Here is a 17,590-nt window from a genome sequence, read left to right on the forward strand (position 1 = left end):
CAACATAAGGGCGCCCTTCCACTGAGGAAGGGCGCCCTTATTATTTAGCGCAGGTGCTCGTTTGGCTTACAGACCGAACTCAGCCTTGATCTTATCCACGTAATCCAGCTTCTCCCAAGTGAAGGTTTCGTACGTGCGGGTTTCGCCATTGGCGAGCTTTACTTCCGTGGTACCAGCCTCGCGGCCCATATGTCCATAAGCGGCAGTTTCACCAAATATAGGGTTCTGCAGACCGAAGCGCTGCACGATAGCAAACGGCCGCATATCGAACAGGTTATTCACTTTATCAGCAATTTCACCGTCGGTGAGCAGGCCGTTACTGCCCTTGGCTTTCGTGGTGCCATAGGTAGTCACGTAGAGGCCAACCGGCTGGGCTACGCCGATAGCGTAAGCTACCTGCACTAGCACTTGATCGGCTACGCCGGCAGCCACCAGGTTTTTGGCGATATGACGAGCCGCATACGCTGCTGAGCGGTCAACTTTCGAGGAGTCTTTGCCCGAAAAAGCCCCCCGCCGTGCGCCCCTTTTCCGCCGTAGGTATCCACGATAATCTTGCGACCAGTCAGACCAGAGTCGCCGTGGGGACCACCGATGACAAACTTGCCGGTGGGGTTGATGTGATAGGTAATCTGGTCGGTGAAGAGCTGTTGCACATCGGCGCTCAGGCCAGCTTTCACGCGGGGAATCAGGATGTTGCGGATATCTTCCGAAATGCACTTTAGCATACCTGCTTCCGACTCGTCGAAATCGTCGTGCTGGGTGCTGACCACGATGGTGTCGATGGCCTCAGGCGTGTTGTCGTCGGCGTAGCGAATGGTTACCTGCGACTTGGCATCGGGACGCAGATAGGTCATTTCCTTCCCTTCCTTGCGGATGGCCGCCAGCTCACGCAGCAGACGGTGCGATAAGTCCAGAGCCAGAGGCATGTAGTTGTCGGTTTCGCGCGTCGCGTAGCCAAACATCATTCCCTGGTCACCGGCCCCTTGATCCTCGGGGCTTTGGCGCTCTACTCCCTGATTGATGTCGGGCGACTGCTCGTGCAGAGCCGACAGGATGCCGCAGCTTTCCGCTTCAAATTTATACTCAGCTTTGGTATAGCCAATGCGCCGAATCACGTTGCGGGCTACTGCCTGCACATCTACGTATGCCTTGGATTTTACTTCGCCAGCTACTACTACTAAGCCAGTAGTTACCAGCGTTTCGCAAGCGACTTTAGAATTAGGGTCCTGACGAAGAAACTCGTCGAGGATAGCGTCAGAAATTTGATCGGCAACTTTATCGGGATGGCCTTCCGAAACAGACTCGGAAGTGAACAAGTAGGACATCAGGGTCGGAATAGAACGTCGTCGGTAAAAAAGAAACTTAGCTGTGCGCCAAAGGCGCGGAAGGCCGCAAAGCTAAAGGAAAATGACGAAGGAAATAATTAACTAAAAAAGCCCCCCAGCTTCAATCTCAAGAAAGGGAGCCACCAACTTTTACCTAAAACCTGCGTTTGGGTACCCATTCCTGCGTTTTACCTGGCTCCCCATGAGAAATATTGTTCGTTCATTTTTTGTCTTTGTTACGCTCTCAGCGGCTGTACCTGGCTTAGGTCAGCAGCGCTCGCCCTACCGCACCAATTTTGGTATTGACGCACCTGTTACGGGTGCTCTGATCCTGGGAACGGCCGTTGGGCTGAACGGGATGCAGAAAAAAGATGGCCTAACCGATGGGGAAGCTTTTGCCCTGCGCCGGGAAGATGTGAACCGGTTCGACCGGTTTTCGGCAGGCTATTCGAGTGAAAGTGCCAAGCGCCTGAGCGACTATCCCTTCTATGGCTCGTTGGCCGCCCCGGTAGCGCTGTTCTTGCTCGACAAGGATATGAGCAAGAAATTTGGGCAATTGGGAGCCCTTTATATTCAAACTCTGGCCGTGACCGGCACACTGTTTACTTCTACCGTGGCGCTGACAGAGCGCAGTCGGCCGCTGGCCTATGATCCGACGCTGGATATAAATCAGCGCACTAACCGTAACTCGACCAACTCCTTTTTGCGGGTCATACGGCCGCTACAGCCACGGCGACCTTCTTTATGGCCAAAGTGTTCAACGACTTTCACCCCAACTCTCAAGCGCGACCGTATGTGTGGGCCGTAGCCGCGGCCGTACCCGCTACCGTGGGCTACCTGCGCTTACGCGCCGGCAAGCACTTCCTTTCCGACAACCTTGTTGGCTACGCCGTGGGTGCCGGGGCTGGCATACTGGTGCCGCACTTGCACAAGGTGAACCGCAGTGGCAAGGGCTTTTCGCTGCTACCCATGCAAGGCTTTACGCCGAATGGGTATTCATACAGCGGCTTCTCACTGACGCGGCAGATGTAGTAATCTTAACGACATATTCAACAAAAAAGCCCCCCAGAATATTCTGGGGGGCTTTCTTGCTTATATGAGTAAGCTGTATTTATTGGCATCTATTCAGTTAAAACGAAAAGTATAGAAGTCAAGCGGCTAGTGCCAACTGCGTAGCAATACCCTTATTTCGGCAACTGGTGCGGCATTTGTTAAGGGCCGCCGGCAGACGAAAACCAAGTTGTGACCCACTATTTCTCTATACTATTGACCTGAATGTTTACACGCTATTTCCTTCTTACTCTTTGTTTTGCAGCTACAAGCAGCTTGGTCCAAGCGCAACGATTTGATCCGGGTTTTTTGGTAAAAACTACAGGCGACACGCTACGGGGTGAAATTGAAAATAATTTTTGGGTAGAGCCGCCACCGGAAGTGCGGTTTCGCAGTGGCCCGAATGCGGCCATCATCGTGTACAAGCCTGATCAGATAAGCAGCTTTGCCCTAACACCGGGCCGCTTCTTTCGGCGCGAGCTGCTGCCTCTCGACCGCTACGCGGAAACGCGGCTACCCCAGCTGCCCGAACAATTGACGTTCAGGCAGAAAACAGAATTTGTGGTAGCAGAAGTGCTGGTGGAAGGGGAGGCTACACTGCTTCGGGTGGCACTGCCAGGAGCCGTACACTACTGGGTACGCCGCGAAAACCAAGGTTATATAGAACTGGCAGAACGTCTTTATATGCGCCGGATAAATGGCCAATTGACTGTGGCCGATGGCAATAATTATAAAGCTCAAATGGCCGGTTGTTTTGGTGACTGCCCGCGAGTGGCACAGGCAGCCACCTCCATTCCGTACACGGATGCAGGCCTCATAAGCCTCGTGCAGCTATATAATCAGGAATGCGCCGTCGGCCATCAGCTAGGCATCGACTTTACCCTTACCGACGCCCCAAAACGCCGCGTGGGCTTTAATGGTGGCGTGTTGGGTGGAGTACGGCTCAATAGCTTCCGTTTGCGCAATCAGACAGTCAATGGCACACGCTATGCCCTACTGGATGGCTTAAACATCGACAACCGGCCCCACTCGCTCGGCGGCCTGTATCTGGATGTACTGCACGGCGGTCGAAAGACCGCTTTACACCTTGATGTGAGCATGAGTACGTATGGGCAGCAGGGTCATGTATCGACGTCGAATGGGCAGAATGGGCGCTACGTGTGGCGTGGCACCATAGGCACCGCTCGGATGGGCGGACGCTACTTTGTGCCAATGGGTCAGATGCAGGCCCGTTTTTTCTATGGTGCAGGTATCGTATTTCAATATCTCTGGAAACAGGAATCGTTGCTGGAATACGTGTCGCCGACACTGTCTTATACACAGGACTATTTCGTTAACGCAGCCAGACTCAACAGTTTGGCTTATATGGAGGCTGGCTGGCGGCAGGGCCGTCTGACTGCGGCGCTCGACGTTTGTGCCTATCGTAAAGTCGATTATTTTGATTCGTTGAGTACTGATTTACTGAGTACCAGCGCCGCCGACCTCGGTAATGAGTACACAGGCCGCCCTTGGAGCTTCTCAGCCACGGTCGGGTTTCGTCTTAACGCCAATCCTGATGCGCCAGCAAGCCGGTAGTTGGTGAGTAACATATGAAGTTTGGTCAGCATCAGTAGTCTAATTGCTAAGCGCCCGCTTTACAAACTACCTATTTGAAAACATGAGCACAAAAAAGCCCCCCAGGCAAACACTGGGGGGCTTTTTTGTGAATTTATATAATTAAATAAGCTTCAGGGAAGCTAATGCCAAAAAGAAACTGGTCTCTTATTCTTTCTATTGTATGGCGCGGTATTAGTACTCTATCCTTAATGGCGTGCGTTTATTTCAACCGAGCTTGGCATTCTGGTATGCTATAATGAATTGGGGGCTTAAGGCTCACATTCGTTTACTGTCTAGAGCCAACGCATATCACCTCTTTTCTCACACTTTCCCTTTGCATTTGATTAAATGATTACTCGCTATTGTCTATGTGTTTTTTTATTGGCTGCTACATGCGGCCTAGTGCAAGCTCAAATATTCGAGCCCGGTTATTTAGTTACTGATGTTACGCGGCATATTAGTCGATTGCTTGGAAAGGATGTTTCCTGAAGCAGCAATAGCTTCTTTCTGAGGCAGAGGTGCAGTTGCCGCGTAACATCAGTTAGTTAGTTATCAGGGTGATACACTACGAGGTGAAGTAGAGAATGCCTTTTGGAGCAATCCGCCTAAAGTGGTACGCTTTCGAGCTACGCCGGGGGCTTCCAACCAGACATATCAAGCTAGCCAACTGCGCGCTATTGCCTTGGCTTCAGGCCGGCTGTTGCGCCATGAGCTGCTGCCGCTGGACCGCGGCGCGCAGACCGACGTTCAGCGCCTACCAAAAGGACTTCACTTTCAGCAACAGCCTGATTCCGTAATGGCGGATGTGCTGGTCGATGGACCGGCTATGCTGCTGGCTATAACACTGGATGATGTGCATCATTATTTCGTGCGCCGGCCCCAACAGCCTTGGGTTGAAATGACCGAACGTCTTTATGTGCGAGCTAGGCAGTCGGTAGTTGCGGATGGCAATGATTATCAGAATCAGCTGCGCTTATACTTTATTGATTGCCCTGCCGTAGTAGCGCAAATCGAGAACACGCCTTTCACCCCCACTGCCATGATAGGACTGGTGCAAGCGTATAACCAACGCTACAACACGCCCGGCGAGGCCAATCGGGTGTATTACGAGCCAGAAGAAGTGGGCCGGCGCCGAGTAGCAACCTCCGCTGGGCTGCTGATTGGGACGCGCTTTAATTCTATGCGCTTACAAACAACCCAGGCGCTTGGTGTTGAGCATTATACGTTGCAAGGCGTGGATGCTGACGGGCGCTTGCATGCACAGGGCGGAGCCTACGTGGACATAATACATCCGGCACGTCGCACGGCACTACACATCGATGCTGTACTCAGCCGTTATGGTCGTACGGGTGTCTTACCTACGTCACCCAACGGGCAAGTCCCACAAGGCACTTTCGCATGGGGTGGCACTCTCCTTGCCAATCATATTAGCTTGCGGGGCCTGCGGCTCGTAGGTCCATATCAAGCCTTTGCCGGTATGGGTATTGAAGTGAAGTACTTATGGAGGGATAAGAGTACCCTGCGCTACGGTACTACACCACGGCGGCGGGCCGGCGACGGTTCTATGATTGGCACCTCTAGCTCTTTCGTGTATGGATTTCGCACCACGTTCTTCCCCTATCTGGAAGCGGGCTTGCAAACAGGGCGCCTGTCATTTAGTGTTAATGGCCGGCTCTATGGCAAGGGGTATTATAGGGATGACCTTATCGTTCGGGACCCAGACGAGAGTTATCTCAGCCAAGGCTATGAATATACCGCCCGAAATTGGAGCGTGGGGCTGCTAATGGGAGTGCGACTGCTTGGTAAGCGAGACGCCAAGCCGTACTAAGCTAAAAGCAAACGCCTGATGATATACCATCAGGCGTTTGCTTTTAGCTTAGTTGCCGCCGCTACTACCGGCGGCGCCCGCTCCGGCCGGTTTCAGGTTGGTCTCAAACAGCTTCAAAATCCGCTTGTATTCGTCGGTCCAGGAGCTGGGCTCTATGAAGGCGTGGTCTTCGACGGGATACACGGCCAGCTCCCAGTTCTCCTTCTTCAACTCGATGAGGCGCTGAGTGAGGCGCACGATGTCCTGAAAGTGCACGTTGGTATCAACCATGCCGTGGCACATGAGCAGAGCGCCTTTCAGGCCTTCGGCGTGATAAATGGGCGACGAGCGCGCGTAGGCCAGCGAGTCGTTATACGGCTCGTTGAGGATGTTATCGGTGTAGCCGTGGTTGTAGTGGGCCCAGTCGGTAACGGAGCGCAGGGCGGCGCCGGCTTTGAACACCTCGGGCTCCGTGAACATGGCCATCAGCGTAATAAAGCCGCCGTAGGAGCCGCCATAAATGCCAATGCGTTGCGGACTGACGCCGTATTTCTCCGTGAGCAGCTTCGCGCCGTCTACGTGGTCGGTCAGGTCTTTGCCTCCCATAAAGCGGTAGATGCCCGTGCGCACGTCGCGGCCGTAGCCGCTGGAGCCCCGGTAGTCGATGTCAAGCACGGTGTAGCCCTGTTCGACGAGCAGGTTGTGAAACATATACTCGCGGGAATACTGGCTCCACCACTTATGCGCGTTCTGCAAATAGCCGGCGCCATGCACAAAAATCACGGCCGGACCTTGCGCTACGGCGTTGGCGGGCCGGTAAAGGCGGGCGTAGACGTCGGCTCCGTCGCGGGCTTTGATGGTAATGACTTCCGGGTCACGCCAGGCGTAGCTTTTGAACTCAGAGGTGAGCGAGTTAGTAAGCTGGCGCATTTTGGCGCCCGGCTTATTGTCCATCACAAACAGCTCCCAGGGCTTATTGGCGTAGCTGTAGCGCACGGCCAGCGTCTTCTCGTCGGGCGAAACGGTGACCTCATGCGCGCCGGGCAGCGTCGTAATCTGGGTCATTTGCCCCCCAGATACCGGCATACGGTAGAAGTGCTGCTCGCCAGGATGCGTTTTGTTGGCCGATAGATACCACGTCTCTTTGTCGCGGGAAAGCTCGGCTTTTTGAATCTCGAACTTGCCGCTGGTCAGGGCTTTACGCTGTTGATTGGTTACGTCTACCGTGTAAAGATGTGAGTAGCCGCTCTCCTCGCTTTGAAACCACACGCGCTTGTTATCCGGCAGCCAGCCCACATTTCCCGCCCCGTAGCCAATACCCGGACCATTGATCCAGGCTTCGTCGCGCTGCCGGTCGAGCAGCGCAATTTTCTGTGTACTTGGGTCGAGAGCCACAATCCAGCGGTCCTTGTTGTCGGCGGAGCGCATCACCAGGAAGGCCCGCTCGCCGTTGTCGGACCAGAACGGGCCAAATGGGGCCACGCGGCGTAGCTCCGTCGCGGGTTTTTCGGCTTTTTTCGCCGTGGCGGCCGTGGCTTTAGTTGAATCGGCGGCCGTTGGGGCTTTGGCTTTCAGCTGATACTCTTTGCGATACGCGGGTTGTTCGTCCAGGCCTTTCAAGTCGCGGTAGCCCAGCACGAACGTGGTATCACGGCCAATGTCATAGATACCCAGCTCCATAGCGGTTTGGGGCGCGCCTACTTTCGTGCGGCTCGAAATGTCCTCGGTAAAGCCCGTAGCCGTCACGAAACTGGGCACGATGGCAACTTTCTCACTACCGGGCTCCTGCACCAGCGAGTACGTCACGAAGCGTCCATCGGGGCTGAGCTGAAGGTTGCGCACGCTTTTGAGGCCCAAGTAAATAGCCTTCGGACGCAGCTTATTCAACGCTTTCTGCGCACGCTGCCGATCCTGCTGGTCTTGGTCGCGCTGCCGAATTACCTGGAACAAAGCCAGCTGCTGCGCCTTCAGGTACTTTTCCGATTGATCGGTGGGTGAGCCTTTCGTGGGGTTGTTGCCCTTGCGAAAATCAGTGCGCTGCACGGTTTCGCCATTGGCCGGGTTCCAGGTAAACAAATTGCCCCCCGCGTGTAGCTCACGAGCTGGCCTTGCAGAGCAAAAGCCGCATCTGATTCGCGCTCGGCCGTATTGGTCACGCGCCGAGCCTTGTTAGTTTTCAGGTCGAGCAAATAAATGTCGCCGTCCTTCTCATAGACTTTGCGGGCAAACTTCTGGTCGTATACACCGCTGCTGGGGGGCAAATTTAACTGGTCGCGCAGGCTGATCTTGCGGGGCGCGCCGCCGCTGGGAGCAACCGCATACAGCGAATCACGACGGTTTTTTTCGGGGTTCCAGTTGAAGTAGATGCGTTTGCCATCTTCACCCCAATACACATTGGAAGGAGCCGTACCAATCCACTGCGCCGGGTCGCGCATGATTTTCTCGACCGTAAGCGGCGCGAGCGAAGTAGCCGGCGCGGTGGTGGGAGTTTGAGCAAAAGCAGCAGAAACCGGCCCCAACAAAGCCAGCGCCCGCACGACGAACGAAACGCGCATCAGGTAGTAAGAAAGATGAAACATGAAAGCTACCCGCAACATACGCAAGCCCACGGCAAGGACAGACATGGGCGGCAGGTGTTGCAGTCGGCTGCCTGTAGCGCGAACTTTTAGTTCGCGTATCGGTGAAGGACTGGCTAAGAGCATCCTTAACAATAACCCCAACGATACGCGAACTAAAAGTTCGCGCTACATTCTAGTGGCTGGTCGGCACGCCGTACGGATTGGCGAAGCGTATCTCCAAAAACCGCTCAGGCTGGGCCAGGGGGCTAAATCCGAACTGGGTATAGAGCGTGTGCGCATCCATTGTGGCCAGCAAATGGCGGCGCTGCCCCCGCAAATCGGGGTGCGCCCACACGCACTCCATTAGCCACTTCGATAAGCCCTGGCCGCGAAACTCAGGCAGCACAAACACGTCGCAGAGCCAGGTGAACGTGGCCCGATCGGTGACAACGCGGGCGAAGCCGGCCTGGCGGCCATCGGGGGCGTACAGGCCGAAATTGAGCGAGTTCTGAATGGCCCGCTCCAGCAATTCGCGGGGCATATTACGGGCCCAGTATGAGTCATTAGCCAGAAAATCGTGGATAACGGCCAGGTCCAGGCGGGCGGGGTCGGTGGAGATGAGGTAGCCATCGGCGCGTTGGTGAAGGCTGGAAGGCATTGTCCTAAGTAGCAAGGTTAATTATTAGGCGGTCATGCAGAGCAACGCGAAGCATCTCGCTTGCTGACGTAGGATTAGTAATCCCGATAAACACGCGAGATGCTTCGCGTTGCTCTGCATGATGGCTTTTATACATGCTGCTAAAAATTAAGCGGGGGGTGTTTTTCATCAAAATCCGTCGCATCCTGATAGGCTTTTACCAGCGCCAGCAGTTTCCCTTCTTCAAAAAGCTGCCCGCCAAACGTGATGGTGCTGGGCAAGCCATTGGCACGAAAACCATTGGGCACTACTACCGCCGGGTGGCCGGTGAGGTTGGTAATAACCAGGTTAGGACCACCAAACGACGGTGCCAGATACGCATCAAAACCCTGCAGGCGCTTGTCTACTTCTTCGATAAGCTGGCGCCGCACCCGCTGGGCCTGAATGTATTCCACGGCCGGAACAAAGCGGGCCGTGCGAAAGGAGTTTGGCCAGGCATTGCGGCCCTGATTCACCATCAGCGCGTCGCGCCCCGAGCGGGTCAGGTCGTCGAAAGCAGCGGCGCCCTCGGCGCTGAGCAGAAACGTCAATTCCCCGGCGGGCAGGTCATGCAAATCGAGCGGGATGAGCTGCACGCCCAGCTTACGCATTACCTCCAGCGAGGCCTGGTCATTGGCTTTGGTGGGATAGTCGCGGTCAAAATCGGCTTTCAGATAGCCAACACGCAGCTTTTTGATGTCGATATCAAAAGCGTACTTGAAGCCGGCAGGGATGATTGTGGTCGCGGGGTCGCGGGCATCGGCACCGACCAGAGCGGCAAATACCAGGGCGCAATCTTCGGCTGAGCGCGCCAGCGGACCTACTTTATCCATGCTCCAGCTCAAAGCCATAGCTCCGGCCCGACTCACGCGCCCATACGATGGCCGCAACCCCGTTGTGCCGCAGGCGGTACTCGGGCTCACAATAGAGCCCAGCGTTTCGGTGCCAATGGCGTAGGGCACCAGCCCGGCGGCCACGGCCGAAGCCGAGCCGGCCGAGGAGCCGCTGCTGCCCTGGGTAATATCCCAGGGTGAGCGGGTTTTGCCCCCGTACCACACGTCGCCCATCGCCAGCTCGCCCAAGGTGAGCTTGGCCACCAAAACGCCCCCCGCCTCGCGCAAACGTGTAACCACGGCCGCGTCTTCGTCCAGCACTTGATCTTTGTAAGGCACCGAGCCCCAGGTAGTTTTGTAGGTTTTGGTACTGAATAAGTCTTTGACCCCGAACGGAATACCGTGCAGCGGTCCGCGGTATTTGCCGGCCTTGATTTCCTTATCGGCTTGGCGGGCTTGCTGCATGGCCAACTCTTCGGTCAGGGTGGTGACGCAGAGCAGCTTAGGGTCATACTTTTTGAGGCGGGCCAGGAAAAACCGGGTTAGCTCCTCGGAGGAAATCTGCTTGGTGCGGACTAGCTCGCTGAGCTGCCGCACGGTATAGAAAGCCAGATCGTCGCGGTTGGCGGGCAGCTTTATTTTGGCCGTGGGGGGCAATTTCCCAAAGTCGTTGCTGGCTTTGGGCAGCATGGTTTGGCGCAGGCGCAGCGGCACGGGATCGAAGACGAGCGTGGGCGCTACGCTGTTGGGGAGCTTTACCTGGCGTATCTTCTCGTAATCTTTGCGGTTGTCTTCGAGGTCGCGGCGGGTAGAGTCGAGCTGGGCTTCGGTAAAATTCAGACCCAACAATCCCTGCGCAGCCTGAAGCATGGGAACTGTGATGGGGGGCAAATCGGCGGGGCGGGGCAGCATAGCACCCGCGCCAAAGCTGATAGCGCCAATAGCCAGCAGGGGCAGCAATTTTTTCATCATGTGAAAGAAGAGTGGATGGGCTGAGAAGTAGATAGGAAAGTACGGGAGAAATAAAAATAGTCCCTCGTTGAGCAACACTAAGCTAATCCGAACGGGTTATTCATTCGTTAGTCTTTGCAGCCTGTTCAGCTTCCGTTGAAGCTGTTTAGGAAGTCAAAAGAACGTCATGCTGAGCTTGCCGAAGCATCTCTACCGCTTCGTCAAATCCGTTAGATAAAGCAGTAGAGATGCTTCGGTAAGCTCAGCATGACGTCCCGGTATGTGCTGGACCACTTCCTAAACAGCTTCCGTTATTTATTTCAACTATGAAAACACTCGCCGCTTCGCTTTTCCTGGTTAGCAGTTTACTTGTAACCACTGCCTCCGCCCAGACCATCACCTTTCCTGTTGGCAATACCACGGTATCGGCAACACCGCTGGCCACAGGCCTCGATATACCCTGGGAGCTGGTTTGGGGCCCGGATGACTTCATTTGGATGACGGAGCGCGGCGGGCGCATTAGTCGCGTGAACCCGACCACGGGGCAGGTCCTGCCATTGTTGAATGTGCCTGACGTAGCGCCCACCGGCGAAAGCGGTCTGCTGGGCATGGTGCTCCACCCCGATTTTGCTACGACTTCGCCTTACTTATATATCGTTTATAATTACAACGACAACGGGCTGAAAGAAAAGGTAGTACGCTATACCTACAACGTGGCTACCACATCGCTTAGCGCCCCGCTGGTGCTGCTGGGCAATATCACCTCCACCACTACTCATAGCGGCTCGCGCCTGCTCATCCTTCCCGATCGCACCCTACTCATGACCACCGGCGACGCCCAACTGCGCTCCGAGTCACAAAACCCATCCTCACTCAATGGCAAGATTCTGCGGCTGAACCTGGATGGCAGCATTCCGACTGATAATCCTACGCCGGGCAGCCCCGTGTATTCGTTGGGTCACCGCAATCCGCAGGGGTTAGTTCGCTTGCCGTCGGGACGTATTTACAGCTCGGAACACGGGGAAAATACTGACGATGAAATAAACCTGATAGAGCCGGGCCGCAACTATGGCTGGCCCAACGTGCCCGGCCGCTGTGACCAAGCCGACGAAACGGCCTTTTGCGCCGCCAATAATGTCCGTCAGCCCCTATTCATCTGGACCCCTACCCTAGCCGTAGCCGGGCTGGCTTACTATGATTCGCCGGCTATTCCGGAGTGGCGCGGCAGCTTGCTGCTGGCTACGCTCAAGGCTTCCAGGCTGGTTCAACTCCCACTCAATGCGGCCGGCGACGCCATTTCAACGACGAATCCGCCGGAGTTTCTGGCTAATCGGTTTGGTCGTTTGCGGGCTTTGTGCGTCTCGCCAGCGGGGCGCGTGTATGTGGCTACCAGCAACGGCAGCGGCAACGACCAGATTGTGACACTGGAAAACCGGGGCTTTGTGCTGAGTACAAAGTCTGAGTCGCGCAATGCGGCGCTGGGTCTTTGGCCGAATCCGGCGCGTCAGACAGTAGCGCTGCGCCTGCCAGCCGCCCCTACTTCCGCTACTTCCGCCACCATCCATGATGCGCTGGGGCGCGTGGTGCGGACGGCTAAATTTGCCCCCCAGCAGGCGGAGTTAAGCCTAAGCCTGACCGGCTTACAAGCGGGCGTGTACGTGGTGCAAGTGCGCAACGCGACGGAGCAGTACGCCCGGCGGCTGGTGGTAGAGTAGCGCGAAGCGGTGCTTCGTCTCGCGTTGTAGGCGTTGAACAACGTTGTTGAAAAAGTCCGCCGTCTCGTTCAACGAGCGAAGCACCGCTTCGCGTTACTCTACTACCAACTGGTGCCGCTCGTTCTTCACGGCGTTGGTTAGCGTCCAGCCTATTTCCTGGCTAAACGGATGCTGGCGCACCGGGCACTCCGACATGTGACAGTGAGCGCAGGCAGTAGCGGTGCAGGGGTCGGCGTGTACGAACATCTCCACATCGACATCGAAGCGCTGACGAATGAGGGCCTCGATATCGTTCAGCTCATTATGAATTTCGTCGAGGCTGAAGTAGTACGGCATAGTCATGTGGCAGTCGATGTGGAGGTTGGCTCCATACCGTAGCACGCGCAGATTGTGCACATCAATCCAGGCGGGGCGGCGAAACTGCTGGAGCTCCCCGATTACCTCCCGCACCACCACCACATCCGACTCGTCCATGAGGCCGCCCACCGAGCGCCGCACCATACGCAGGCCATTCACCACAATAAAGCCCCCCAGCAGCAACGCCGCGCCCGCATCAAAAAGTACGTTGCCGGTAGCGGCCACCAGCAGCAAGGCTACGCACGACACAAGCGTGCTGACGGCATCGAGATACAGGTGCTGCCCGTCGCCCACCAAGGCCACCGATTTGAGCTTACGGCCGGAGCGAATCAGCAGAAAACCTACGGCCAGATTTATCAGGGCCGTAATACCCAGCAAGGCCATACCCAGATCGGGGCGGGCAACGGCATGCGGCTCCAGGAACGCCAGCGTGGCGCTGTAGAAAATATAGACGCCCGCAATCAGGATCAGGGCCCCCTCAAACCCCACCGACAGGTACTCTACTTTGCCGTGGCCGTATGGGTGGTTTTCATCCTTGGGCAGACCTGACAAATACAGACTATACAGCGCAAAGCCGCTGGTAAACACATTAATAATGGATTCCAGCGCATCGGTGAGCACAGCCTGCGAGGCCGTGAGCGCATAGGCGTAGAATTTCACGGCTACCAGCACAGCACTCACCACAAGGGACAGGAGGCCAAGGCGCAGCTTCGATTCAGAAAGCGTCATAAGGGGTTGAACACAAAAGCGGGGGCAAAAATCCGTTAAAAAATCTACTTCGACGGCGTATGAAACATTTTAACAGAAAATCAGTAGTTAAGGTAAATTGAAAAATAAATTTAGATTAGTCTAAAAATAGCGTACTTTGTGAATACCTCATCTGCTGATAAAGTGTCTCAACCGGTTAAGGATTTTATAGAAAAGCCCCCCACGCCGCCCGTTGCCGAACATCCGGGTTGGCGGCAGCCTCGTCATGCGCCTTCTTTGCAGGAGGTGTACGCGAGCATAAAGGTGCCGGCGCACGATGCTTCTTTCTGGCGTAAGCTGTTTGCTTTCTGGGGGCCCGGCCTTATGGTGGCCGTGGGCTACATGGACCCCGGCAACTGGGCTACCGATATTGCCGGCGGGGCCCGCTATGGCTACACGCTGCTATCGGTTATCCTGATTTCCAACTTGTTTGCCATGCTGCTTCAGCACCTGGCGGCCAAGCTGGGCATCGTGACGGGCCGCGACCTGGCCCAGGCCTGCCGCGACCATTACTCCAAGCCCGTAGCGATGGTGCTGTGGGTGCTCTGCGAAATTGCCATTGCCGCCTGCGACTTAGCCGAGGTCATTGGGTCGGCCATTGCCCTGAATCTGTTGTTTGGGTTGCCGCTGCCGTGGGGTGTGGTACTTACCATTCTGGATGTGCTGGTAGTGCTTTATTTCCAGAATAAAGGCTTCCGCATCATCGAGAGCATCGTAGCGGGCCTTATCGTGGTGATTTTCGGCTGCTTTCTGTATGAAATTATCGCCTCTAACCCCGATTGGCTGGGTATTGCCGCTGGCCTGGTACCGCAGACGAGAGTGGTAACGGACCCCGGCATGCTCTACATCGCCATCGGGATTCTGGGCGCTACGGTAATGCCGCACAACCTATATCTGCACTCCAGCATCGTACAAACCCGCGCCATCGAGCAGACGGAACAGGGCAAGCGTATGGCCATCAAATTTGCCACCATCGACTCCACGGTAGCGCTGTTTCTGGCGTTTTTCGTGAATGCGGCCATTCTGGTAACCGCGGCGGCGGCGTTTCACCGCAATGGCTACTTCAACGTAGCCGATATCAACGACGCGCATAAGCTGCTGGCACCGGTGCTGGGCGCGGGCGCGGCCAGCGTGTTATTTGCCGTGGCTTTGCTGGCTTCCGGCCAAAACTCCACCCTGACGGGTACGCTGGCGGGCCAAATCGTAATGGAAGGCTTCCTGCACATTCGTCTGAAGCCCTGGCTGCGTCGGCTGATAACCCGCGCCATTGCCGTAATTCCCGCGCTTATCGTCACGATACTCTACGGGGAGAAAGGTACGGGCGAGCTGTTGGTACTCAGCCAGGTTATTCTTTCCCTGCAACTTAGCTTCGCGGTGGTACCGCTGGTGCTGTTTACTGGCAGCAAGCTCAAGATGGGCGTTTTCACCAACTCGCCGCTTATCAAAGTACTTGCCTGGACTGTTTCAGCTATCATTATCGTGTTGAACGCTTACCTGCTGTTCGAGACATTCTTCGGTTAATACTTAAGCGCAGCCGCTCTAAAAAGTAGCTGCGCTTTTTTCGGCCTAATGATTTAGACTCGTCTAAATATAAATGAATACATCGCCTAAATTCCTGCTTCTTTTTGCTATGAGACACTTCTTCCTATTGATTTTCAGCTGCCTGATTACTCTTGAAGTAGCAGCCCAATCGGGTAAGGTACACGGCCGAATACAGGCGGAAGGCAAGCCGGTGCCTTTTGCCAGCATCGGGGTAAAGGGCACCTCTTTGGGCGCTACCGCTATGGAGGATGGCGTGTTTATTCTGGATTTGCCCCCCGGTAGTCACCGCCTGGCTATCAGCGCCATTGGGTACGCCGCCACTGAGCGGGCCGTGACTGTAATAGCTAGTAAAACCACCCACCTAAGCGTGACGCTGCAGGCCAGCGGTGGGCAGGAGTTGGGGGAAGTAGTCGTATCAGGCACCTTGCACCCCGTATCGCGCCTGGAGTCGGCGGTGCCGGTGGAGGTATACAACCCGACGTACTTTAAGAAGAATCCCACGCCCTCGGTGTTCGAGGCGTTGCAAACGGTGAACGGGGTGCGGCCGCAGCTCAACTGCAACATCTGCAATACCGGCGACATTCACATCAACGGTTTGGAAGGCCCTTATACCATGGTGCTGCTGGATGGCATGCCCATCGTGAGTGGCCTGAGCACGGTGTATGGCCTGACGGGTATTCCGAATAGCCTCGTGGAGCGCATTGAAGTGGTGAAAGGTCCGGCCTCGACGCTTTATGGCTCCGAAGCGGTGGGCGGCGTCATCAACATAATTACCCGCGACCCGGAAAAAGCCCCCCAGGTGTCGGCCGACGCCTTCAGCACAAGCTGGGGCGAGCACAACGTTGACGTGGCGTTGAAGGCGCGGGCCGGAAAGGTGACTTCCCTGCTCGGCGTCAACGGCTTCGTCTACGACTCGCCCCGCGACGCCAATGGCGACGGTTTCACCGACATTGCCCTGGCCAAGCGCATCTCGGTGTTCGACAAGCTCACGCTGGCCCGCCCCGAGAATCGGGTGGCCTCGCTGGCGGCGCGCTACCTCTACGAGGACCGCTGGGGCGGGCAAATGCAATGGTCGCCGGAGTTTCGGGGCGGCGACAGCCTGTATGCCGAGTCGATTTATACGAGTCGGGCCGAGGTAATCAGTGCGTATCAACTGCCCATTCGGGGGCCGCAGGTGATGCTGAGCACCTCGCTGAATACCCATAATCAGAATTCCGTGTACGGCACTACGGTGTATAAGGCGCAGCAGGATATCGCCTTTGGCCAGCTTACCGCAGCCCACACCGCCGGCCGACACCACTTGCTGCTGGGCTCGGCTTTGCGCTTCACGCACTTCGACGACAATACGCCCGCCACGGCTACCGGCGACTCGCTGGCCTCCAAAAATGCCCCCCAGCGTACCTGGCTACCGGGAATTTTCGTGCAAAATGAGCTGCGTTTCAACGCCAAGCATTCCTTGCTGCTGGGCCTGCGCTATGATTACAATTCGTACCATGGCAGCATTTTTACCCCCCGCCTCAACTATAAGTTTTCGCCCGATGACCGCCAGACCTTCCGGCTGAGCATGGGTAATGGCTACCGGGTGGTGAACGTATTTACGGAAGATCACGCAGCGCTAACCGGGGCTCGCACCGTAATCATCCGCAACTCTTTGCGGCCCGAGCGCAGCTACAATGCCAACCTGAACTACCAGCGTCTGCTGCCGATCGGCCAAAGTTTGTTGAGCTTCGATGCCAGCGCTTTCTACACTTATTTCACCAATAAGATTACGCCCGACTACACTTCCGACCCCACGCTGCTGATTTACGATAACCTGCGCGGGCACGCCGTATCGCGGGGCGTCACGCTGAATACCGACCTGACGTTTGGCTTTCCGCTGACCGCCATTCTGGGGGTGACGGTGCTGGATGTGTACCAGGTAAGCGCCGATGCCACCGGCCAGACGCGGAAGCAGCGGCAGCTACTTACGGAGCGGGTGTCGGGCACATTTGCGCTTAGCTACCGCTTTGCGGAGGCGGGCCTGAGCGTAGATTATACCGGCAACGTGTACGGACCTATGCGTTTGCCTTTGCTGGGACCTCAGGATCCAAGACCAGCTTCCTCGCCCGCGTTCAGCATTCAGAACATACAGGTAACCAAGCGGCTGGGCGACAAGCTGGAAGTATATGGAGGCGTAAAAAACCTGCTCAACTTCCGCCCTACCTCCGCGGCCATCGCCCGCGCCTTTGATCCTTTCGACAAGCAAGTGCAGTTTGATGCCGCTGGGCAACCCGTGGCTACCCCAGACAACCCGAACGCGCTGACGTTTGACCCAAGCTACGTGTACGCTTCCAACCAGGGTATCCGGGGCTTTCTGGGGCTGCGGTACACGATAGGGGCGCGTGGTACGCACCCAGCTGCGAATGATAAGCACTAAACATTCTTTTCAATAAC

General features: G+C 56.0%; 12 protein-coding genes and 1 pseudogene. 7 read left to right on the forward strand and 6 right to left on the reverse strand.

Annotated elements, in window-relative coordinates:
* Window positions 1-66: 66 nt before the first annotated feature.
* Window positions 67-1,325 (reverse strand): annotated as a pseudogene (metK, locus tag MKZ35_RS13775) (methionine adenosyltransferase).
* 202 nt (window positions 1,326-1,527) lie between these two features.
* Between metK and MKZ35_RS13780 the strand changes: the two are divergent.
* The 4 genes from MKZ35_RS13780 (at window position 1,528) to MKZ35_RS13795 (ending at window position 5,799) form a co-directional block, all read left to right on the forward strand.
* Complete coding sequence (locus MKZ35_RS13780; RefSeq protein WP_482513818.1) at window positions 1,528-2,133, forward strand: hypothetical protein; 606 nt, start codon at window positions 1,528-1,530, stop codon at window positions 2,131-2,133.
* The gene (locus tag MKZ35_RS13785) at window positions 2,070-2,357 is read left to right on the forward strand and encodes a phosphatase PAP2 family protein (protein WP_482513819.1); all 288 of its coding nucleotides are present in this window, start codon (window positions 2,070-2,072) and stop codon (window positions 2,355-2,357) included. The genes MKZ35_RS13780 and MKZ35_RS13785 overlap by 64 nt, the downstream gene beginning before the upstream one ends.
* A 327-nt stretch (window positions 2,358-2,684) precedes the next feature.
* Entirely contained in the window at window positions 2,685-3,950 is a 1,266-nt protein-coding gene (locus MKZ35_RS13790; protein WP_482513820.1) for a hypothetical protein, read from the forward strand.
* A gap of 631 nt (window positions 3,951-4,581) precedes the next feature.
* Window positions 4,582-5,799, forward strand: a complete 1,218-nt coding sequence (locus tag MKZ35_RS13795; RefSeq protein WP_482513821.1) for a hypothetical protein — start codon at window positions 4,582-4,584, stop codon at window positions 5,797-5,799.
* 48 nt (window positions 5,800-5,847) lie between these two features.
* On the opposite strand, the gene MKZ35_RS13800 is transcribed toward MKZ35_RS13795, so the two are convergent.
* From MKZ35_RS13800 to MKZ35_RS13815, 4 genes are all read right to left on the reverse strand, one after another.
* Entirely contained in the window at window positions 5,848-7,854 is a 2,007-nt protein-coding gene (locus tag MKZ35_RS13800; protein ID WP_482513822.1) for a S9 family peptidase, read from the reverse strand.
* Entirely contained in the window at window positions 7,746-8,402 is a 657-nt protein-coding gene (locus MKZ35_RS13805; protein WP_482513823.1) for a hypothetical protein, read from the reverse strand. Before MKZ35_RS13805 ends, MKZ35_RS13800 begins: the two co-directional genes overlap by 109 nt.
* Before the next feature lie 127 nt (window positions 8,403-8,529).
* A complete protein-coding gene (locus MKZ35_RS13810; protein ID WP_482513824.1) occupies window positions 8,530-8,994 on the reverse strand; it encodes a GNAT family N-acetyltransferase in 465 nt (154 codons plus the stop codon).
* A 140-nt stretch (window positions 8,995-9,134) separates the two neighbouring features.
* A complete protein-coding gene (locus MKZ35_RS13815; protein WP_482513825.1) occupies window positions 9,135-10,817 on the reverse strand; it encodes an amidase in 1,683 nt (560 codons plus the stop codon).
* A 305-nt stretch (window positions 10,818-11,122) separates the two neighbouring features.
* On the opposite strand from MKZ35_RS13815, the gene MKZ35_RS13820 reads away from it, so the two are divergent.
* Window positions 11,123-12,511 carry a PQQ-dependent sugar dehydrogenase gene (locus MKZ35_RS13820; RefSeq protein ID WP_482513826.1) on the forward strand — a complete coding sequence of 463 codons (1,389 nt, stop codon included), beginning with the start codon at window positions 11,123-11,125 and terminating at the stop codon, window positions 12,509-12,511.
* A gap of 93 nt (window positions 12,512-12,604) precedes the next feature.
* On the opposite strand, the gene MKZ35_RS13825 is transcribed toward MKZ35_RS13820, so the two are convergent.
* A complete protein-coding gene (locus MKZ35_RS13825; RefSeq protein WP_482513827.1) occupies window positions 12,605-13,597 on the reverse strand; it encodes a cation diffusion facilitator family transporter in 993 nt (330 codons plus the stop codon).
* Between the two features lie 186 nt (window positions 13,598-13,783).
* Between MKZ35_RS13825 and MKZ35_RS13830 the strand changes: the two genes are divergently transcribed.
* Together MKZ35_RS13830 and MKZ35_RS13835 are read left to right on the forward strand one after the other, a co-directional pair.
* Window positions 13,784-15,136, forward strand: a complete 1,353-nt coding sequence (locus tag MKZ35_RS13830) for an Nramp family divalent metal transporter (protein ID WP_482514750.1) — start codon at window positions 13,784-13,786, stop codon at window positions 15,134-15,136.
* A gap of 109 nt (window positions 15,137-15,245) precedes the next feature.
* Window positions 15,246-17,573: a TonB-dependent receptor gene (locus tag MKZ35_RS13835; protein ID WP_482513828.1), complete on the forward strand. Its 2,328-nt coding sequence runs from the start codon at window positions 15,246-15,248 to the stop codon at window positions 17,571-17,573.
* Window positions 17,574-17,590 lie beyond the last annotated feature (17 nt).

The sequence above is a fragment of the Hymenobacter sp. R533113 genome (genome assembly GCF_056835965.1).